Origin of the sequence: Nocardioides sp. (genome assembly GCF_016462705.1) — a bacterium.
Lineage (GTDB): Bacteria > Actinomycetota > Actinomycetes > Propionibacteriales > Nocardioidaceae > Nocardioides.
On the sequence record NZ_JAEMSS010000074.1, the window covers coordinates 1 to 19,918 of the forward strand.

Consider the following 19,918-nt stretch of genomic DNA (forward strand, 5'->3'; position numbering starts at 1 on the left):
GGCGGGGGTGGCGCCGGGACGGGTCGCGGCGTCTTGCCGTCGAGCCAGTCCCGCGCCGGCTGGAACCAGAGCATGATGATGGCGCCGACGACGACGGCGGACAGGAACCCCCCGACCGCGACCCCGCCGACGAACAGCGGCGGCGCGAGGACCGTGAGCACGAGCCGCGCCGGGCGCGAGCGGCGCATGACCTGGTAGCCCAGGATGGCGGCGGCCGTGGCGCACGCCGCGGCCACCATGATGAGCACCCGCATCAGGGTGAGCGTCCCCTGCAGGTCGAGCCCGAGCCACTCGCCGAGAGCGGTGCCCCGGAACTCCTGCACCGCCTCCCGGGTGTCGGCCGAGCGCAGTCCGGCGATCCGTTCGAACGCGGCCAGGACCACGACCACCGAGCCGGCCATGACCATCGCGGCGGCGATGGTCACCTGGGTCGGCCGGGGCGCGGCTTTGTCGGGCATTCGTCCATTGTCCTGGCCGTCCGCAACATCCTCCGTGCCGGGCGTGCCCGGCGGCCGTCGCGCGGCCGTCGCGCGGCTCCGCCATCGTCCTCGAGGACGACGGCGTCCAGCACATGTGGGCCACCGACGCCATGGCCCGAAGTGACCAGATGCAGTGCCGTTCGGACCATCCGCAAAGTAGTTCACCATTCAACCCCATCGCCAGAACCCCTGATCTCAGCCATCTGGTGAGGTCCTCGGGCGGGAGAGGCTCCCGAGGCTCGTGTGTTTTCACTGGGGGGTCTCGTGCCGAATCTTGTTGCTGCCATCAGTTCCAGCCTGCGCGTCCGGATGGTGCTGTTCGCCGCCATCGCGCTCGCGCTGGTGCTGCCACAGAGCGGCCTGGGACAGTCCGGCCAGCTGAGCGGCGCGGACGGCACCGAGCTCAGCCTCGTCGACGCTCCGGCCGTGCCGTTGAGCGCCAAGGTGGACATCACGACGCCGACCGGCGTGCTGGCGACGGGGTACACCCGCGACAGTGGCCAGGCGTACAACGACACCCTCGGCTTCGGCTGGGTGCGGCAGGACAGCCTCGCCGGCGCCCACGTGCCGCACGGGACGCCCCAGACCGGTACCGCGACGAACGCGGGCAACACCCGCAACCGCGACACCTGCAGCGCGGTCGCGCAGCACCAGCGGTCGTTCATCCACATGCAGGCACCTGCGGCGGGGGCCAACGACCCCACCCCCATCGCGTGGGAGTACGCCCTGGCCAACGGCCGCTACCAGGTGACCGTGGGCGTCGGCGACCCGAGCATCGGCTCGGACCCCGAGGCCCACACCATCCACGTCGAGGGCGTCACCGCCTTCGACGGCTACGGCAAGCAGACCGGCAGCGGCTGCACCACAACCGGGATCCGCACGACCACCGTGTGGGCCGACGTCACCGACGGCAAGCTCACCGTCGACGCGCTCGGCGGCACCAACACCAAGCTCTCCTTCGTCACCATCGACAGCGTCCCGCTGACCGGTCTCACGGCCACCCCCGGGACGAGCAGCGTCGACCTCGACTGGACCGACACCCCCGGGGCGACGTCGTACCAGGTCCGCCGCAGCACCACGCTCCCGGTGCTGCCGACGGCGGCCGCACTGGGCACGGTCACCACCTCGGCCTTCACCGACACTGCCGTGGTGGCCGGGCAGGTCTACTACTACTCGGTCACCCCGGTCGGCTCCCCCGGTGGTGCGGGCGGTGACGTCGTCCGGGCCCAGATCGACGCCCCCACCGCCACGCAGCCGACGCTGCCGGTCAAGATCGACTTCACCACCACCGCGGGCGCCGCCGCCGTGCCGGCGACCTGGACCCCCGACACCGGGGCCAACTACAACAACAGCCGCGGCTTCGGCTGGGTCGACGCCGGGACGCAGGTGCCGCTCGACCTCACCGCCAGCGCTCGGGTGCGCACCGGCAACGACGTCGCGAACATCACCGACGCCACGCTGACCAGCTTCAACCACATGCAGTACAACAACGTCAGCGGCGCTTCCACCGGCAACCCGCGCGCCGGCAGCTGGCAGATCGCCGTGCCCAACGGCAGCTACGACGTCACCGTCACGGCGGGCGAGCCGACACCGGGCTCCGACCTGACCTCGCACCGCATCAACGTCGAGGGCACCCAGGCCGTCAGCCTTCCGATCTCGAGCACGACGCCGCCCACCGGCGCCGCCCGGTTCAAGTCCGGTGACGCCCGCGTCACCGTGAGCGACGGCTTCCTGACCGTGGACCCGATCGGTGGCACCAACACCAAGATCGCCAGCCTCACCATCACCCCGACGCCGTCCGACCTGCCGCCGGCAGCCCCTACAGGCCTCGTCGCGACCGCGGGCAACCACGCGGTGACGCTCGACTGGACCGACAACACCGAGGCCGACCTCGACGGCTACCGCGTCTACCGCGGCACCGGCGCCACGGTGGACACCACCGGCACCCCGGTCAGCGGCACCACCCTGGTGGAGGCGTCGACCTTCATCGACACCACCGCCGAGAACGACACGAGCTACCGGTACGTCGTCGTCGCCGTGGACGCCGCAGGCAACGCGTCACCCGCGTCGACCTCCGTCACCGCCCAGCCCGACGCCGCCAGCGCCACCGAGATCCCCCTGCCCTTCGGCATCGCCTTCGGAACCCAGACCTCGGAGGTGCCGGGCGGCTACCTCAAGGACTACGGCCAGCCGTTCACCAACACCCGCGGCCGCGGCTTCGTCGACCCGTCGACGCACGCGCCCCTCAGCCTCGTCGGCAACGGCCGGTTCCGCGATGCCCGCGGCACGGAGACGATCGCCCAGCGCGGGCTGATGCACCTGCGCGCCAACGAGATCACCGGCTCGTTCGCCAACCTCAAGATCCCCGGCGACTACGAGGTCGCCGTGCCCAACGGCACCTACGACGTGACGATGAGCGCCGGCGACCAGCCGGGCGCCTCCACGGCCGCCTGCCCCGCGCCCTGCTACGACTCCGTCCACACCCTGACGGCCGAGGGCGTCGCGGTCATCGACGGCTTCCAGGCCACGGCGGCCCAGGAGTTCGAGCAGCGGACCAAGCGGATCACCGTCCTCGACGGCAAGCTGACGATCGGTGCCGCCGGCGGCACCAACACCAAGATCAACCACCTGCGCGTCGTGGCCGTCGACACCACCGCCCCGGCCGCCCCGGGCGCGCTGTCCGCGACCCCCGCCGACAGCTCGGTGTCGCTCGCGTGGACCGCGTCCGCCGACACCGACGTGGTCGGCTACCGCGTCTACCGCTCGACCTCCAGCCCGGTCGCCCTGACGGCGGGGAACCGGCTGACCCCGGACCCGCTCGCGGCGCTCGCGTTCAACGACGGCGGAGCCGTCAACGGCACCGAGTACTTCTACGCCGTCACCGCGATCGACGGCGAGGGCAACGAGTCGCCCGCCTCGGACGAGGACTCCGCGACCCCGGCCGACACCACCGCACCGTCCGCCCCGGTCGGGCTCACCGTGGGCGCCGGTGACGAGGAGGCGACACTCAGCTGGACACCCTCGGAGGCTCTCGACCTCGACCACTACAACGTCTACCAGTCGACCTCCGCCAACGTGCTGGTCGACGAGGACAACCTCGTCGGCGAGGTCACGGAGGCGACTTTCCTCGCCCCGGACCTGACCAACGGCACGGCCTACTACTTCGTGGTCACCGCGGTCGACGACGCCGGCAACGAGTCGACGCCGTCCAACGAGGGCTCGGCCGTCCCCACCGAGGCGCCCGACACGGAGTTCCCGGCCGCACCGGCCGGCGTGACCGCCACGAAGGGTGACGGCAAGGTCACCATCGAGTGGACGGCCAACACCGAGAGCGACCTGGCCGGATACCGCATCCTGCGCGCGGCCGTCAGCGGAGGGCCCTACACCGAGGTCGGCCGGGTGCTCGCCGCCGCGACGTCCTACGTCGACAACGACCTGGTGAACGGCCAGCCCTACTACTACGTGGTCACGGCCGCGGACCTGGCCAACAACGTGTCGGTCCCCTCCGCGCAGGTGTCGGCGACCCCGACCGACACCACCGCGCCCGCGGTCCCGGCCGGTCTCACCGCCGCCGCCGGCATCCAGCGCGTCACGCTGACGTGGACCGCGAACACTGAGCCCGACCTCCGCGGCTACCGGATCTACCGGTTCCCGAGCGCCACGCCGCTGATCGACGACGCGCACGAGATCGGCTCCCTGATCAAGCCGGGCCGCACGTTCGTGGACTCCGACCTCGAGCCGGGCGTCCGGCAGCACTACGCCGTCGTGGCCTACGACCTGCTCGGCAACACGTCGGAGGCGACCGCGGTCGTCGACGCCGTGCCGACCGCCGCTCCCGACACCACGGCCCCGGCCGCGCCGGCCGGCCTCACCGCCACCCTCGTCGAGAGCCGTGTCGACCTCGCCTGGGACGCGGTCGCAGCCGGCGACCTGATCGGCTACAACGTCTACCGCTCGGCGACCGCCGGCGGCACGCGGGTCAAGCTCAACAGCGCTCCGCTCACCGGGCGGACGTTCTCCGACTCCTCGGCACCCGCCGGCGCGACCGCTCACTACGTCGTCACCGCCGTCGACACCAGCGCAAACGAGTCCGGCGAGTCCAACCGGGTGACCGCCGACCTGCCGGCCAACGCATTGACGCTGAAGTACACCTTCACGACCGCGGCCGCCCCGGACGTGCCCGGCTACACCAAGGACACCGGCGCGGCGTACACGGCCGCCCGTGGCTACGGCTGGGTCGCCCAGTCGTCGCTGTCCTCCACCGCGCACACGCCGCTCGACCTGACGGCCAACACCCGGCTGCGCACCCGCGCCGCGGCGACCGACCTGCAGAACCGCACCATCCACATGCAGTACGGCGACATCGTCCCGACCCCGACCGCCAACGGGAACCTCACCGCGGGTGCCTGGGAGTACGCACTGCCCAACGGCCGCTACACCGTCGAGGCGAGCGTCGGCGACCAGCCCGGCGGCGCCAAGACCGGCTGCGCCGCCCCGTGCTACGACAGCCAGCACACCGTCCGCGCCGAGGGCGTGCCGATGGTCTCGTCCTTCCAGCCCACGGCGGCGGTCGAGTACCGCACCGGGACCACGACCGTCGACGTCACCGACGGACGGCTCACGGTCGACGCCATCGGCGGCACCAACACCAAGCTGAACTGGGTCACCATCACGAGCGCCGGCCCGCTCGCTCCCGACACCACCGCCCCCGGGGCCCCGACTTCGCTCACCGCGCTGGCCGGCGACACCGTCGCCACGCTGTCCTGGGCGGCGCCCGGCGACCCCGACGTCGCGGGCTACCACGTCTACCGCGGCACCGGTGCGACCGTCGAGGCCGTCACCGCCAACCGCGTCAGCGCGAGCCTGGTGGGAAGCCCGTCGTTCACCGACCAGGGCCTCACCAACGGCACCCAGTACCGCTACGTCGTGACCGCCGTCGACAACTCGGGCAACGAGTCGGCCGCCTCCGTCTCGACCGCCACGACACCGCTGGCCGGCGCCGGCGGCGCGGTCGACGTGAAGGTCAACTTCGCCGACGCCGCGACCGTGCCCCCCTCGGGCTACCTCACCGACTTCGGCCAGGCCTTCGGCACCCGCACCGGGACGAACCAGGGGACAGGTCTGTCCTACGGCTGGGTGCGCATGGGCACCTCGGAGCCGGTGTCGCTCGAGGGCAACGGCCGCAACCGCAACACGCAGGCGACCGACCCGACCAGCCAGCCCGACCTGCGCCTGGCGACGTTCATCCACGCGCAGCTGCCCGCCTCGGTCACCACTGGTGTCCACGTCGACGGCTCGTGGGAGATGGCGGTGCCCAACGGCATCTACACCGTCACGGTGGGTCTCGGTGACCCCGGCGTGCCGGTCGACAGCTCCCACTGGATCAACATCGAGAACCAGAACGGCGTCGCCGCCTTCGTCCCGACCGCGACCGCCTCCGGGAGGTTCGCCGTGGCGACCCGCACCGTGGCCGTCACCGACGGCCGGCTGACCCTGAGCCCGGCGGGTGGCACCAACACCAAGGTCGACTACGTCGACATCACCTCGGTCGACCGCGCCGGTCGCCCCTACACGCTCGCCGTGACCCCGGCGAACCTCGCCACCAACATCGTCGGCAACACCACCGTCGCGACCGACAACGTGCTGAACGCCGACGTCGGCGCGGTCGACGGGACGACCCTGGGCAACGGCAACGTCACGCTGACCCGGGTCTCGGACGGCGTCGCAGTCCCCGGCACCGGCGCCACGAGCGGCGGCGGCGACACCATCTCGTTCCTGCCCTCCGCCCCCCTCCAGGGCGGCGTGCTCTACCGCTTCACCGTCACGTCCGGCGCCAAGGACAAGAGCGGCCGCCCGTTCCTGCCGTTCTCCTCGGTGTTCACCACCGCCAGCGGCGGCGGGACCGGCGGCGGCAGCGGCGACCTGAGCGGCGTGGCCTTCGACCGCACCGACAGCGGTGCGGCGCTGGGTGGCATGTACACCTCGCTGGTCATCGGCCCCGACGGCAAGCTCTACGCCGGGAGCATCACCGGCCAGATCTACCGCTGGACGATCGCCGCCGACGGCTCGCTGACCGCCCGGGAGACCATCAACACGGTCCGCACCCACGCCACGGCCAAGGGCTGGGAGGGTGCTCCGAACCGGACCATCATCGGACTGGCCTTCGACCCGGCGTCCACCGCGGCGAACCCGATCCTCTGGATCACCGACAACTACGCCTACCTGGGCAGCGACGTCCCCGACTTCACGGGAGCGGTGTCGCGGCTGTCGGGTCCGAACCTGGAGAACTACCAGGAGGTCGTGGTCAACCTGCCGCGGTCGATCAAGGACCACGAGACCAACTCGATCGCGTTCAAGGACGGCAAGCTCCTCATCACCCAGGGCTCGATGAACGCCATGGGTGCCAACGACGGCACGTGGCGACGCGACGAGCGCCTGCTCTCCGCCGCGATGCTGCAGCTCGACCCGGCCAAGCTGCCGGCGACCCTGCCGCTCGACGCCGGCACGCCCGAGATGAACATCCCGGCCCGCGGCGGCGTCCCGGCTCACCAGGGCACCTACGACCCGTACGCCCCGAACGCCCCGCTGACGCTGTACGCGACCGGCATCCGCAACGCCTTCGACCTCGTGGCGCACTCCAACGGCCGCGTCTACACCGGCACGAACGGGTCGGCGGCCGGCGGCAACACGCCCGCCACACCGGCGACCCTGCCGGCCGCGTGCGCCACCCGGCCCGACGGCCCGTACACCGCCCCGACCGCGCCGGCCATCACCAACAACCGGCAGGCCGAGACCGACTACCTCTTCGACGTCCACCAGGGCAAGTACTACGGCCACCCGAACCCGTTGCGCTGCGAGTACGTCCTGAACGCCGGCAACCCCAACGGCTACACGGGCAACCCGCTGTTCAAGGTGACCCAGTACCCCCTCGGTCAGCAGGCGGACCCCAACTACGACCTCGAGCACGTCCACGACGCCGGGCTGCACGCCTCGGCCAACGGCACGATCGAGTACAAGAACACCGTGGCCTTCGGCGGCGCGCTCGCCGGCAAGCTGGTCCTGGTCCGCTACAGCGCCAACCAGGAGATCGTGGTCTTCGACGTGGGCGCCGAGGGCGGCGTCTCGGCGGCCGTCACGGGCATCACCGGCTTCACCGGCTTCAAGCAGCCGCTGGACGTCGCCCAGGACGCCACGACCGGCAACCTGTACGTCACCGAGCTGACCGACAACCCGGCCACCACGGGCATCAAGCTGCTCAAGCCCCAGGGCGGCGGCAGCGCCCCCAAGGTCGAGGCCACCCCGCGCGTGGTGTTCACCGAGGTCCAGGGCGGCGCGGCCAGCGCGGCCAAGTCCGTGTCGGTGAAGAACGTCGGCGGTCTGCCGCTGACCATCTCCGCGGCCAGCATCACCGGCGCCGACGCGGCCCTCTTCGCCCGGTCCGGGGGTCCGACCCTGCCCGCGACCGTGCAGCCGGGCGCGACCGTGACCTTCCCGGTCACCTTCAACCCGACCGTGGCCGGCCCGCGGGGCGCGACCCTGCGGTTGACCACCAACGACAGCACCACCCCGACCACGTCGGTGACCCTGCGCGGACTCGGCACGCTCGGGCTGGGAGGCGCCAACGAGCCCTCTCTCCAGTGGGTCCTGGACACCCTCCAGATCCCGGTCGACGTCGGCGACCCCGACCCGACCAACAACGACATGCCCGCCGGCAGCGCCCTGATCGGTGACGAGGTGGCGATGCCCTCCTTCACCAAGGCGGCGTTCGACCGGGTCGTCGGCATCACCCCGCTGTCGCTGTTCGGACCTGCCGGCCCCACCGGCAACCCGAACACCGCGGTGATCGCGGCGCACAGCACCAGCGACCCGTCCGTGCGCACCGTGCTCCTCAACGCCCCGAACGGCTCCAACCAGCAGGTGCTGCCCGAGTGGACCCAGGTGGGGGAGTACGACCTCGACGCCTCCTTCGGCTTCGACGTCACCTTCCCGGGGCTGAGCAACCGGGTCGCCTACAGCGAGGACGCCCTCAACACCTGGGACCCGACCAACAAGCGCAAGATCCGCGTCTACCCGATGAAGAACCCCGACGGCAGCGTCGTGGCGAACACCTTCATCGTCGCCCCGGAGGACGTGCTGAGCCCGGTCGACTTCCAGGACGCGGCGTTCATCGTCACGAACGTCAAGGCCCCGGCCGTGGCGGGCGAGGGCGAGCTCCGGGTCACCCCGGGCGAGCTGGTGTTCTCCGGCGTCCGCGGCTCCACGTCGGCGGCCCAGCCGCTCGTGGTCACCAACAACGGCACGACGCCGCTGCAGATCAGCGAGATCTCGGTGACCGGCACCAACTCGGCGTCGTTCTCGACCACGGCAGCCCCGCAGACCGTGCCGGTCGGCGGCACCCTGTCGATCCCGGTGCGGTTCAACCCCGCGCTGTCCTCGCCGCTGGGCTACCAGAACGCCGTGCTGCGCATCGTCTCCGACGACGCCACGACGCCCACCAAGGACGTCGGGATCTACGGTCTGGCCACCAGCGGTGAACAGGGCAACAACGAGCCACCCCTGAAGGCGGTCGTGGACACCCTCGGCCACCCGGTCGACGTCGGTGGCACCGGGCTCATCCTCGGCACCGGGGCCAACCCGATCGGCGACGAGGTCCGGGCGCCGCTGTTCACCAAGGCCGGCAACGACCCCGTCACCCTGACCCCGGTCGCGCGGTACTCGCCCGACGAGCTGCTGCCCTTCGGGTGGTACGAGCCCAACTCGGGCGACCCGGTCACGCACCCGGTCGCCACGATCGCCCTCGACCAGGAGCAGACCCTCAACCCCGCCATCGTCGCGGGCGGGGCGTCCAGCTTCGACCCGGGTGCCGGCACCTTCGGCATCTACGTCGACTCGGTGAGCTTCGGTCGCAAGAGCTACACCCAGGACGCGCTCAACACGAACATCCCGCACGCCGCACGCATCTACCCGGCCAAGGACCGCTCCGGCGCCGTGCTGCCGAACACCTACCTGGTGACCTTCGAGGACGCCCAGAACGGCGACTACCAGGACTACGTGTTCCGGATGACCGGGGCCAAGCCGGCCGGCGGGGGCGCATCCGGCACCCCGGTCGCGCGCATCGACTTCAAGACGGCCGACGGCGCGGTCGCCTCGGGCTACACCGCCGACACCGGCGCGGCCTACACCGCCGCGCGCGGCTTCGGTTGGGTCAAGCCGGGCACCGCGACGCCGTACGACATGAGCGCCCAGACCCGGGACCGGAGCTCCTCGGTGGAGCGCAAGCTCCAGACCGTGATCCTGGTGCAGCCGACGGCCGCGCAGGCTCCTGAGGGCCCCGGTGCGTGGGAGTACGCCGTCCCGAACGGCACCTACACCGTCACCGTCGGTGTCGGCGACTCCAGCTTCGTCGACTCCGTCCACACGGTGCGGGTCGAGGGCGCCACCGCGATCAACGGCTTCGTGCCGACCACCGCGAGCCCCTTCTCCACGGCGACGGTGACCGTCCCCGTGACCGACGGCAAGCTGACGGTCGACGCCACGGGTGGCACGAACACCAAGCTCACCTACCTGGACATCGACGCGCCGGCCACGGGTGCCGACACCACCCCGCCGACCGTCTCGGTGGCCGTCTCGGGCCTCCGCGCCTCCGCCTCGGCGTACAAGAACGCCGCGACGGTCACCGTCACCGCGTCCGACACCGGTAGTGGGCTCGCGGGTTCGTCGTACAGCCTCGACGGCGCGGCGTTCCGGCCGTACAGCACGCCGGTCGAGGTCACGACCCTCGGCGCGCACACCATCCGGGCCCGCGCCCAGGACCTCGCCGGCAACATCGCCACCACGACCACGACGAGCTTCTCGGTGGTCGCGGCGGACGCCTCGCAGGCCAAGGCGGTGGTCGAGAACGGCGACGGCGTGCCGTTCCCGGACCGGCTCACGATGAGCCGTATCCAGAGCCCGCAGCTGGGGACCACGTGCAAGGAGACGGGCTGCGACCCGGCCACCGGCCCGTTCATCCCGGCCAACTCGGTGCACGACACCTCCTCCCTGGTGATCCGCAACACCGGCTCCGACGGGCTCAACGTCACCGACCTGGTCCTCGCCGGGCCGTTCGCCCTGGTGGACCCCCCGACCCTGCCGGCACTGGTGCCCGCGGGCGCCTCGCTGACCGTCGGCGTGCGCTTCACCGCGAGCACCATCGGGTCCGACGGTGGTCTGTGGGACGGCTCCCTCACCGTCAAGTCCGACGACCCGACCCGCCCGTCGATCCCGGTCCAGCTCGCCGGCTTCTGGCAGTCGCAGTCGGAGAACGGCCAGGAGCCGACCCTGAGCGAGCTCACCCGACTGTTCGGCTACACCACCGCCATCACGTCGGCCGGCGACACCCTCAACAAGCAAGGGGCGATCCACGCCAGTGGTGACGAGGTCCTCAGCCCCTACTGGCTCCGCGCGGACACGACCGCACCGGTGAGCGTCCGCCAGCTGGCGGCCTACCACACCCAGGGCAACACCGCGACGATCGCCTGGCACAGCAAGCCCAGCACGTCGACCACCAACATCGTCACGCACCTGGGCGTGGACGGTCAGTCGATCCTGCCCCGCCGCAACGGCTCCACCACGGCCCCGGCCGCGGGCACGTTCACGCCGACCGGCGCGTTCGGCCTCAAGATCGACGGCGAGTGGAGCGACCCGGTCCGCAACGACCAGGCGGCCGACGTCACCAACGGCTGCACGGCGCCGTGCGGCCACCACCTGAGGGCCTGGGCGGCCCGAGACCGCTCGGGAGCGGTCATCGCGAACACCTACCTGGTCGCGATGGACTACTCGGGCATCAACTACGACTACAACGACAACCTGTTCCTGGTCTCCAACGTGCGACCGGAGACCGCGGCCAACCCGGCGGCGCCGGCACCGCTCCCGGGAGCCGCGTCGCTGCAGCTCCCGTTCTCCAGCGCGGTGGCGGGCACCCTCGCCGACGCGGCGGGCGCGGGCACCGGCTTCACCTCCACCCAGCGCAACCGGCTCGACGTCGCGGCCGGGTCGAGCTCCTACGACCCGACCAAGCTGCACCTGACCACGACGGGGTCCGGGACGCTGGCGATCGACTCGACCGGTGCCACGGGCGCGGGCAGCCCGGCGAACGCCGACAACACCCTGGTCAACGGGCTGCAGGTGCCCTTCGACGGGGACGGCGGCACCTTCACGTTGTCCGCCCGGTCGCTGGGCTCGCCCACGCAGCTCGACGCCGGCAGCGAGCAGCTGGGAGTCATGCTCGGCGCGGACCAGGACAACTTCGTCAAGCTCGCGGTGATCAACCGCGGGGGCGTGCCGGGTGTCGAGCTGTACGGCGAGACCGGCGGCACCGGAGCGACCGTCGGCACGGCGGTCATCCTCCCGTCCCCCGCCACCATCACCTCGATCGACCTGGCTCTCGTGGGCAAGACCTCGACGCGCACGGTCAAGGCGGCCTACCGGATCAACGGCGGCACCTGGACCGTCCTCGACACCTCGTTCGCCGTGCCCGCCGCCGCGGCGGGGAAGGTGTTCGGTGCCCGGACCTACGGCGGCCTCCTGGCCACCAACAAGGGAGGTGCCCCGTTCACGGCCACCTTCGACTCGTTCGGCGTCAGCAACGGTGACCTGACCGCCGTCGCCGCCGACCGCGAGGCGCTCTACCGCCTCGACGTGGCCGGCACCGGCACCTACACGGACACCGCTGGTCGCATCTGGACGCCCGACACCGGTCGCTTCGCGCCGGCCACGGCTCCGGCCGAGGGTGCCGGCCAGGCGCCCCTCGAGATCGCCGGCACCGATGACGACGTCCTCTACCGCACCTATCGCGGCAACGTCGGCAACGTGGCCCAGGCCGAACGGGTCCTCAGCTACACCCTCCCGTCCCGAGGTGCCGGCACGGTCGACCTCCGACTGCACTTCGCGGAGCGCGCGGCCGGCAACGACGCAGCCGGCGAGCGGCTCTTCGACATCGGCGTCGAGGGTGTCACCGTGCGCAAGAGCTTCGACATCGTCGCGGCCGCGGGCGGCCAGAACACCGCGACGGTGCTCTCCGTCGACGACGTCGTCGTCACCGGCGGCGCGGTCAACCTGTCGTTCGCGGCCTCGGTGGACTACCCGGCCATCGCCGCCATCGAGGTCCTCTGCCAGGGCCCGTGCCCGGCGGCGGACACCACGGCACCCGCTGCGCCGACCGGGCTGGGGGGCAGCGTGGGTCTCGCGGGGGTCTCGCTCGACTGGAGCGACGTGGCTGCCGCCGACCTGCTCGGCTACCACGTCTACCGTTCCGGCTCCGCCGGCGGGACGTTCACGAGGCTGACCGACACCCCGGTCTCGATGTCCGGCTACCTGGACGCCTCGCCGCGCAGCGGCACGGTGTACTACCAGGTGCGCGCGGTCGACTCCTCGGAGAACGTGTCCGACCCGTCCGCCACCTTCGTCGTGGCTCCGGCGACGCAGCAGCCCATCCGCATCAACACCGGAGGTCCGGCGCAGACGGTCGGCACCACCACGTGGTCGGCCTGCTCGTCGCTCACCGCCTGCTCGGGCTGGGTCTCGGGGGGCAACGCCTACGCGGAGTCCGACACCATCACCGGTGTCCCGGCGGGGCTGAACAACACGATCTTCCAGTCGGAGTGGACCGGAGGCCAGAACAGCGGCTCGGCGGTCGGCACGCGGGCCTTCGGGTTCAACGTCCCGGTGGCGAACGGCAGCTACGCCGTCCGCCTGCACTTCGCGGAGCTGAACAAGAACGCCGCGAACCTCCGACTGTTCGACGTCCGTCTCGAGGGCGCCACGGTGCTCTCCAACTTCGACGTGTTCACCGCGGCAGGCGGCATCGACAGGGCGGTCGTGAGGGAGTTCCAGGCCTCCGTGACCGACGGGGTCGTGACGATCGACTTCATCACCCGTCGGGAGAACGCGAAGATCTCGGCGATCGAGATCATCCCGGCAGCACCCGACACGACGCCTCCGGGCGCGGTCACCGGGCTCGGGGCGACCGGCTCGACGGCCGGCATCGCGCTGACCTGGGCGGCCTCGCCCGCCAGTGACCTGGCCGGCTACCAGATCTACCGCTCGGCCACCCCGACAGGCACGTTCACGAAGGTGAACACCGCCCTGGTCACCGGCACGTCGTTCACCGACGCGTCGGCACCCGAGGGTGCGTCGTCCTACCAGGTCACTGCGGTGGACCGGGCCGGCAACGAGTCGGCGAGGTCGGCGACGGTCACGAGCACCCGTCCCGACAGCACCCCTCCGGGAGCGGTGACGGGCCTGGCCGCGACGGGATCCTCGTCCGGTGTCGCCCTCACCTGGGCGGCCTCGGGTGCCGGCGACCTGGGCGGCTACCACGTCTACCGGTCCGCCTCGCCCACCGGCACGTTCACCAGGGTGAGCACCGCCCCGGTGACGGCGACCGACTTCGTGGACACCACCGCACCGGCGGGCGTGAGCCACTACCGGGTCACGGCCGTGGACAGGTCCGGCAACGAGTCCGCACCCTCGGCGACGGTCAGCGCGACCCGGACCGACGGCACTCCCCCGGCGCAGCTGACCGGCGTCACGGCGACACGGACCGGGACCAGCGTGACCGTGGCGTGGAGCGGTTCGGCGGCAAGCGACCTCGCGGGGTACTCCGTGTACCGCGCGACGAGCGCCGGCGGGAGCTTCACCAAGGTCACCACCACGCTGCTGACGACCACGACGTTCACCGACTCCGGCGCCCCTGCCGGCTCCGCGGTGTCCTACCGGGTCACGGCCTCCGACACGACCGGCAACGAGTCGACCCCCTCGGCCACGGTCACCGTCGCGGCGGTCGACGCCACGGCGCCGGCGGTCGTGACCGGGGTCGCCGCCAGCGGCTCCGCGACCGGGGTCAGCGTCACCTGGACGGCGTCCGGAGCACCGGACCTGGCGGGCTACACGGTCTACCGGGCCGGCGCGGCGAGCGGTCCGTTCGTCAAGGTGAACGCGGCGCTCGTCTCCGGGACGAGCCTCAACGACACCGGCGCCCCGATCGGCGCCACGTCCTTCTACCAGGTCACGGCCACCGACCAGTCGAGCAACGAGTCGGCCCGATCGGCCACGGTCAGCGCGGTCCGTCCCGCCGCGCCGCAGCAGCCGGTGCGCATCAACGCCGGCGGCGGCGCTCAGACCGTGGGCGCCACCACATGGACCGCCTGCTCGTCGACCACCGCGTGCTCGGGCCGGGTGACCGGCGGCAACGCCTACTCCGAGAACGACACGGTCACCGGTGTTCCGACTGGGATGAACAACGCGATCTTCCAGTCGGAGTGGACCGGTGGCCAGGCCAGCGGCTCCGCGGTCGGCAGCCGTGCGTTCGGGTTCGCGGTGCCGGTCAGCAACGGCACCTACACGGTCCGGCTGCACTTCGCGGAGCTGAACAAGAACGCCGCCAACCTGCGGCTGTTCGACGTCCGGCTGGAGGGCGCCACGGTGCTGTCCAACTTCGACGTGTTCGCCGCGGCCGGCGGTATCGACAGGGCGGTGGCGCGGGAGTTCCGGACCACGGTCACCGACGGTGTGGTCACGATCGACTTCATCACCCGCAGGGAGAACGCCAAGGTCTCCGCGATCGAGATCATTCCCGTCGCCGACACGACCGCTCCCGGCACCGTCACGGGGGTCACGGCCACCGGGGCCACCGCCGGCAACACCCTCGCGTGGGCGGCCTCGACGGCCGGCGACCTGGCCGGCTACCACGTGTACCGCTCGGCCTCGGCCGGCGGCACCTACAGCCGGCTCACCACCGCCCTGCTGACCGCGCGGACCTTCGTCGACACCACGGCGCCGGTCGGCTCGGCGGCGTTCTACCAGGTCACGGCGGTCGACACGGCGGGCAACGAGTCGGCACGGTCCGCGACCGTGTCGGCGACCCGTCCCGGCGGGGCGAGGCCGACCGTGCGCATCAACGCGGGCGGCGTCGCACAGTCCACGGGCGGCACGACGTGGGCCGGCTGTGCGTCGGCCGGCGCGTGCGGGGGCTTCGTGACGGGCGGGTTCTCGCACACGGAGAACGACACGATCACCGGCATCCCGACGGGCATGAACAACGCCATCTTCCAGTCGGAGTGGACCGGCGGCCAGTCGCAGGGGACCCCCGTCGGCTCACGTGCCTTCGGGTTCAACGTGCCCGTCGCGAACGGCGCCTACCTGGTCCGGCTGCACTTCGCGGAGCTGAACAAGAACGCCGCCGACCTGAGGCTGTTCGACGTCCGGCTCGAGGGCACCACGGTGCTGTCCAGCTTCGACGTGTTCGCCGCGGCCGGCGGCATCGACAGAGCCGTGGCCCGGGAGTTCACGACGACCGTCAACGACGGCGCGGCGACGATCGACTTCATCACCCGCAAGGAGAACGCCAAGGTGTCCGCCATCGAGCTGATCCCCGTGGGCCAGTGACCAGCAGGTCTCAGCCGGTCTCGGCCGCAGACGCCAGGATCACCCGGGTGAGCTCGACGCGCGAGCGGACCCCGAGCTTCACAAAGGTCTGCTTCAGATGTGACTCGACGGTGTGACGGGAGATGAACAGCTGCTCGGCGATGTCCTTGTTCGACAAGCCCTCGGCGACGAGCAGAGCCACGCGCAGCTCGGCCGCACCCAGGCCCTTGCCGGACCCCCTGCCGGTGACGGTGAGGGCAGGGCGGGCGGCGGCCCGAGCCGCCGGCCTGGACGGAGGGACGGATCGCGCCGGCGGGGCCGACCCGACGTCGACGGACGCCTCCTGGAGCTTCTTGGCGGCACGCCCGGCGTGCCACCGCACCGTGACCTCGCTGAGCGAGAGCTCCCTGGCGATCTCGCGGGTCGACCTACCGGCGCGCACCGCGTCGCTGATCTCGCGCTCGCGCGGGGTCAGCGGCACGAGCAGCGTCCCGCGGTTCTGGCCTGCGGCGACCGCTTCCTGCATCTGTCGGCGCAGCGCCGTCACCAGCACCGCCGTGTCAGCGCGGGAGAACCCGCTCTCCCCGCGAGCGATACCGGCCACCGCGTCGCGGAGCGCGGTCCCGCTCATCTCGGGCCGGACCCAGCCGTCGGCTCCCGCGGCAACGGCGGCGACCAGCGCACCCGGCTCCTGCAGCGCGGACAGCACGACGAGCCGGGCACCCGGGACCAGGTCGCCCGCGGCGCGTAGCGTCGTGGCGATGTCGTCGAGCTCCTCGACAACCACCAACGCGACGTCCGGGACCCCGGAGACCGACGGCACCCCGCGTTCGTGGTGCGCACGTACGAGGGTGCCCGTCTGTTCGAGCACCGCGCGTGCTCGGTCGGCATCTCGTCCCGAACCGGTCACCCAAACGTTCGGGCGAGCCCCCATGGCTGCTCCCACGTGTCAGCAGCACCCGCCCCCCCGGACGAATCGCACTCGACCCCCCGGTCGTGCACTGCTGCACCGCCGAGCGTACGTGCTTGCTCCGCACAGCGCTACCCGTCAGCTGGACGAACCTTCGCGACGCGGCGCGTCGCCCTTGCTCCGCGCCCTGAATTGCGATAAGGACCGTCGACCGTCTACCGTGACGGGCCGACCCGGGGCCATGGGGGACCCGGGCGCTCGAGTTGTCGGGGGACAACGGTGAGCACACGCTTCGACCTGACCACCGTGCCGACCTCTCGGCCCTTGGCCCGGCGCGCGCTCACCGTGCTCGCCGGCGTCGGCCTCGCGATCGCGACCAGCCTGGCCGGGGTGCCCGCGAGCGCGGCCGGCCCCTACTCGATCACCGGCACGGTGACCGCCGCCGGCTCCGCGACCCCGCTCCCCGGCATCACCGTGCGTGCCTACCAGTGTGCGGGGGTCAGCTGCACGGCGGTCTCCGTCGAGGTGGCCGTCACCGGCGACGACGGTTCCTACACGCTCGGCGGCCTGGAGGCCGGCGACTACACCCTGGGGTTCTTCGACGGGTCGGGCGCGCGAGCCACGGAGTACTGGGACGACGTCAGCCTGCTGTCGAACGCCACCCTGTTCGCCGTCGGCGACGCCGAGCCGGTGGACCCGAAGAACGCGGACCTCGCGCCGGGACGCCGCATCAGCGGCATCGCGCGGCTTCCCGGCGGCGCGGCTCTGAAGGGCGTCGAGGTCTCGGCGTACCCGAGCCAACCGGTCGACGGGGAGCAGGTCGTCGTGGAGTTCGACGAGACCGACGAGCAGGGACGCTACGAGATCCGGCGCCTCCCTGCGGGCGTCTACCGCATCGGCTTCGAGTGGGAGGGCGCCGGGGGCTACTCCACCGAGTACTGGAGCGACGAGACCGACCTGGCCCTCGCGGACGACATCGGCGTCCAGGCCGGCGACGTGGACGGGATCGACGTGGTGCTGGGCGCCCCGGACCGCGAGCCGCCCGCCGCCGTGGCCAACACCGCTGCGCCGAGGATCCGTGGCGCCGCCAGGGTCGGGGAGAAGCTGACGGCCACCAGGGGTTCCTGGAGCCCCGCCCCGGTGACCCTCACCTACCAGTGGCTGGCCAAGGGCAAGCCGATCAGGGGGGCGACCGGCCGGGTGCTCAAGGTGAAGCGCGGCCAGCTCGGCAAGAGGATCACCGTGCGGGTCACCGCGACCGCATCAGGCCGCCCGGCGACCACCGTCACGTCGGCTCCGACCAAGAAGGTCAAGGCCGCCAGGTGAGCGGAGGGAGTCACCGGGAAGCCGGTGTCCCCTCCCCGCCGGTCGCCAGAACGAGCCCGTCCTCACCCTTGTCGACGGTCACGGCTCCGCCGTCGACGACCTCGCCCGAGATCAGCATCTTGGACAGCGGGTCGCCGATCGCCGACTGGATCAGCCGGCGCAGCGGGCGGGCGCCGTAGGCCGGGTCGTAGCCGGTCTGGGCGAGCCAGTCGCGGGCCGGGTCGGTGACCGTGATGGTGATCCGGCGGACGGCGAGGCGCTGCTCGAGCAGGGCGAGCTGGAGGTCCACGATCCGGGCCAGCTCCTCCATGCTGAGCGCGTCGAAGAGGACGATCTCGTCGAGCCGGTTGAGGAACTCCGGCTTGAACGAGGACCGCACCACGGCCAGCACGGACTCCTTCTTCTTCTCCGCGTCCAGCGACGGGTCCACCAGGTAGGTGGAGCCGAGGTTGCTGGTGAGGATCAGCAGGGTGTTGCGGAAGTCGACCGTGCGGCCCTGGCCGTCGGTGAGCCGGCCGTCGTCGAGCACCTGGAGCAGGATGTCGAACACCTCCGGGTGCGCCTTCTCGACCTCGTCGAGCAGGACCACGGAGTAGGGCCGGCGGCGGACCGCCTCGGTGAGCTGGCCTCCCTCGTCGTAGCCGACGTAGCCGGGCGGGGCGCCGACGAGCCGGGACACCGAGTGCTTCTCTGAGTACTCGCTCATGTCGATGCGCACGATCGCCCGCTCGTCGTCGAACAGGAAGTCGGCCAGGGACTTGGCCAGCTCGGTCTTGCCGGTGCCGGTGGGGCCGAGGAACAGGAACGACCCGGTCGGCCGGTTGGGGTCGGAGATGCCGGCCCGCGAACGGCGTACGGCGTCGCTGACCGCGGTCACGGCCTCCTTCTGGCCGATCAGCCGCTCGCCAATGACCTCCTCCATGCGCAGCAGCTTGGCGGTCTCGCCCTCGAGGAGCCGGCCGGTGGGGATGCCGGTCCAGGCCTCCACGACGTCGGCGACCTGCTCGGCGCCGACCTCCTCGCCGACGAGGGGCTCGGTGTCGGACGCCTCGGCCTGCTCGACCTTCTCGATCTGGTCCTCGAGCGCCGGGATCCGGCCGTAGAGGATCTCGCTGGCGGCCGCGAGGTCGCCCTCCCGGGTGAGCCGGTCGGCCTCGGTGCGGAGCTGGTCGAGCTGCCGGCGCAGCTCGCCCTCGCCCTCGAGCGAGGTCTTCTCCCGCTCCCAGCGGGCCTCGAGGGCGCGGAGCTCCTCCTGGCGGTCGGCCTTCTCCTGCTGGATCAGCGCGAGCCGCTCCTTGCTTGCCTCGTCGCTCTCCTTCTGGAGGGCGAACTCCTCCATCGTGAGCCGGTCGACCTGGCGCCGGAGCTGGTCGATCTCCTCGGGCGAGGACTCGATCTCCATCCGGAGCCGGGACGCGGCCTCGTCGATGAGGTCGATCGCCTTGTCGGGCAGCTGGCGGCCGGTGATGTAGCGGTCGGACAGGGTGGCCGCGGCGACCAGCGCGGCGTCGGTGATCCGGACGCCGTGGTGGGCCTCGTACTTCTCCTGGATGCCGCGCAGGATCTGGATGGTGTCCTCGACGCTGGGCTCGCCGACGAAGACCTGCTGGAAGCGGCGCTCGAGGGCGGGGTCCTTCTCGATCCGCTCGCGGTACTCGTCGAGGGTGGTGGCGCCGATCATGTGCAGCTCGCCGCGCGCCAGCATCGGCTTGAGCATGTTGCCGGCGTCCATCGCGGAGTCGCCGCCGGCGCCCGCGCCGACGACCGTGTGCAGCTCGTCGATGAAGGTGATGACCTG

General features: G+C 71.9%; 5 protein-coding genes. 2 read left to right on the plus strand and 3 right to left on the minus strand.

The genetic code is table 11. The features are described from left to right. The coding region (locus JHD21_RS11160) for a hypothetical protein (RefSeq protein ID WP_292674857.1) at positions 1–458 on the minus strand (458 nt) is incomplete at its 3' end. A 330-nt stretch (positions 459–788) separates the two neighbouring features. On the opposite strand from JHD21_RS11160, the gene JHD21_RS11165 reads away from it, so the two are divergent. Next, entirely contained in the window at positions 789–15,905 is a 15,117-nt protein-coding gene (locus tag JHD21_RS11165) for a malectin domain-containing carbohydrate-binding protein (protein ID WP_292674860.1), read from the plus strand. A 10-nt stretch (positions 15,906–15,915) separates the two neighbouring features. Here JHD21_RS11165 and JHD21_RS11170 read toward each other — a convergent pair whose 3' ends face one another. Next, the gene (locus JHD21_RS11170; protein ID WP_292674863.1) at positions 15,916–16,755 is read right to left on the minus strand and encodes a LuxR C-terminal-related transcriptional regulator; all 840 of its coding nucleotides are present in this window, start codon (positions 16,753–16,755) and stop codon (positions 15,916–15,918) included. A gap of 318 nt (positions 16,756–17,073) precedes the next feature. Between JHD21_RS11170 and JHD21_RS11175 the strand changes: the two genes are divergently transcribed. Continuing rightward, positions 17,074–18,120 (plus strand): hypothetical protein, encoded by a 1,047-nt coding sequence (locus tag JHD21_RS11175; RefSeq protein WP_292674867.1) that lies wholly within the window; start codon positions 17,074–17,076, stop codon positions 18,118–18,120. A gap of 10 nt (positions 18,121–18,130) precedes the next feature. On the opposite strand, the gene JHD21_RS11180 is transcribed toward JHD21_RS11175, so the two are convergent. Beyond that, a partial coding sequence (locus JHD21_RS11180) for an AAA family ATPase (protein WP_292674870.1) occupies positions 18,131–19,918 on the minus strand: 1,788 nt, incomplete at its 5' end.